Source organism: Thomasclavelia cocleata, from assembly GCF_900102365.1.
Taxonomy (GTDB): Bacteria; Bacillota_I; Bacilli_A; order Erysipelotrichales; family Coprobacillaceae; genus Thomasclavelia; species Thomasclavelia cocleata.
Genome location: NZ_FOIN01000082.1, coordinates 1 through 2,981 on the forward strand (window position 1 = coordinate 1; position 2,981 = coordinate 2,981).

The window sequence follows — 2,981 nt, forward strand, 5'->3', positions numbered from 1 at the left end:
GCTTCCATTTGTTTATTTTTACCTGTTGTTCCTGCTTTTTTTCCATCACTAACTTCTTCTAACCAACCATAATCTGCTACATGCGCTTGATAATTAAGTTTTATTGGAATATTTGAATTAATAACTTTTATTGTTGATGAAAGTGTCATAGTATTTTTACCTACTGGTAACGATACTACTAATTCAGTTTGTCCAACTTTATTAGCTTTAATTTTTTCAGTAGCACTATTATAAGTAGCTATAGATAAATCTTTAATCATTACACTTTTATTTAGGCTTGTTGAAGGATTTGCTTTAATTGTAAGATCAAGTTTCTTTTCATTTATACCTGATATATCTAAATTTATTTGTTTTAATAAATCAACACCAATAAATCCTTCCTTTCCTGTTTTATTATCCGTTAATTTATCACTACCATAAACCATTCCAACAGCTTCATTTTGTTTAGTTTTACTGATATCATAAAATACATTATTGGGTTGTTTATATTGGCTATAACTTATAAAATATTGACTTCCAATTATTCCACCACTACTTTTTTTACCACCATTTACAGTTCCATTAGCATAACAATTTTGAATTGTTCCATTTTTATTTAAACCAATTAAACCACCAACATTTATTCCCTGAGTTACATTTGCACTGCTATAACAATCTTGAATTATTCCACCACTTGATAGTACTCCTGCTATAGCCCCTGTTCCTAAATATTGTCCGTTATCACTTGCTTGATTAGATATTTTTCCTGATTTAATTGCAATGTTTTCTAGCTTTCCACTTACATTTCCAAAAACTCCAGTATGTGAAGTGTTGCTATTTGTAATTGTAACATTTTCAAAATTTAAGTTTTTAACAATTCCAATGCTTGATAAATTAGTTATAAAACCAGACTGATTATTAATTGTAAGATTTTTAATAGTAAAACCATCTCCATCTAAAGTTCCACTAAAATTAGAAATTGTTTGGAAATTATTAACATTACTTAGATCTATATCATTTAACAATTTAAATACTTTAGTACTATTTTTTCTAATTAAATCAAAATCATTAACACTGCTAATTAAATATGGCTTAGTAGTTGTTCCATCACCCTGAACTATTGGTACATTAATATCCAATGTTATACTATTACTGCTACTACTAGTAATATTAATAGTAATCCCACTATTAGTTCCATTACTATAAAATAATGTATCATTATTCCATCCAGAAGTTGTATTAAGTGGTTTACCAAAACTACTGCGGCCATTTTTACTTAAAACAGCTTGATTTAAATTTCCTTCTCCTTTACCACAACCTGTTTCATTTGGTCTAAAAATATATAAATAATCGTTTCTTCCAGTTGTTGTACCATTCATATTTCCATCTTTCACTTTAGAATTAATTCTATATACAACAACTCCATCATTAATACTTGTTTCTGACGTATTAACTTTATTGCGTTTTTCATAATATTCTACAATAAAATACTCATCTTTATTAACTGGTGAAACTATTTTAACAGCCCTTTTTTCATTTGGATTGGTATATTGTGGTCTATTTAAAGTTATACTTGTAGATCTATTTATTTCTGTTAAATTATTCCATCCTAAATTATTATATTCACTTGTCATATATGCCAAAATTCCTTGAGGATTATAACTTGTTGTAGCTGCCATCACATCATAAAACCCCACTGGATTACCAGTACTATTATAACGATACAAATCAACCAATCCTAAAACATGCATATATTCATGAATTATGGTACCATAAGTACCTTGATTCATTGAAAAAACACCACCTAAATAATTACTATCATAGGTATTAATCAAATTATAAGTATCAACCTTTTTGCCTTTTAAAGTAACATTTAAATTCATTCCACTTATTTTATGTGACCACAAAAGATCTGACCACTCTACTTTATCTTCAGTTACTTTATCTGCTTCAACGAAAAAAGAAATTGCATCTACTTTTCCATCATTATTTTTATCTAAATCACTAGCATTAAAAACTCTTTCAATGCTTTCTTTAGATTTAGATAAAATTTCATTTATTAATTCTTTTTCTCTTTCAACTGCTTGACTTGATGTATAACCATTTGGATTACTAGAACTTTTTTTCATATAATAACTACGATTTTTTGATAACTTTACTGATACTACATTTCCATTTCTATCTTGTGGAAAAAAAGTAGTTTGAGTAGTCATTTTATTATATGTATATTTTTCAACATATTCTTTTAATGAAATAATTGGTGCATTACCATAGGGTGTTATCATATCTCGATTTCCCTTATTCATGACAGCCTCAGCCTTACTTAATGTTTGCAAGTCATCAAGACTAGTTCCCGTTTTATCAGGAAACTCAACCATTATAGCAATATAATTATTCTTTTGAGGCATACTTGAACGTAAATAGCGATTTTGTGTTATTGGTTTAGTTTCCTCCCTTTCCAAACCATACATTTTTGTATAATCTAACAATCCCCCCTCATGTTCTTCTAATAATGTTGTATCTAGTTCATCATTTTTCCCATAAACAGAAATTACTGTAAATGAACTCATAACTAGTGAACTTATTAATACTATAATAACTAATTTAATTTTCATTATATATTCCCCTTTCATTTATATATGCAAGAAAATAATAATCCATTTTATCTATATATAATTTTATTATTCAATAAATAAAATCAAAATATTTTCTACTTATTATTATTTTACAATAAAAGCTTATACTTTTACTAGATAATTTATAAAAAAGAAGAATTAGAATATTTTATATTCTATATAATTCATAAAAAAAAGAAAGATTTAAAATAAATTTAAATCTTCCTATTTTTTTATAAATGGTCTTCCTGTTGCTCCTGGGGCATTTCCACCTTTTTGAACTACCCTTATCTCAATTGCCTCTATTCTTTTTGACAATCCTTCACTTCCTGCACTCTTTCCATTTGCTGTCCAGTCTAGCCATCCATAATCTGCTATATGTGCTCG

2 protein-coding genes are annotated in these 2,981 nt (G+C 27.3%); both read right to left on the bottom strand.

Annotated elements, in window-relative coordinates; genetic code table 11:
• A partial coding sequence (locus BMW96_RS13775) for an immune inhibitor A domain-containing protein (RefSeq protein ID WP_092357155.1) occupies positions 1-2,594 on the bottom strand: 2,594 nt, incomplete at its 3' end.
• Positions 2,595-2,819: 225 nt separating this feature from the next.
• The gene (locus tag BMW96_RS14895) at positions 2,820-2,972 is read right to left on the bottom strand and encodes a hypothetical protein (protein ID WP_092357158.1); all 153 of its coding nucleotides are present in this window, start codon (positions 2,970-2,972) and stop codon (positions 2,820-2,822) included.
• Positions 2,973-2,981 lie beyond the last annotated feature (9 nt).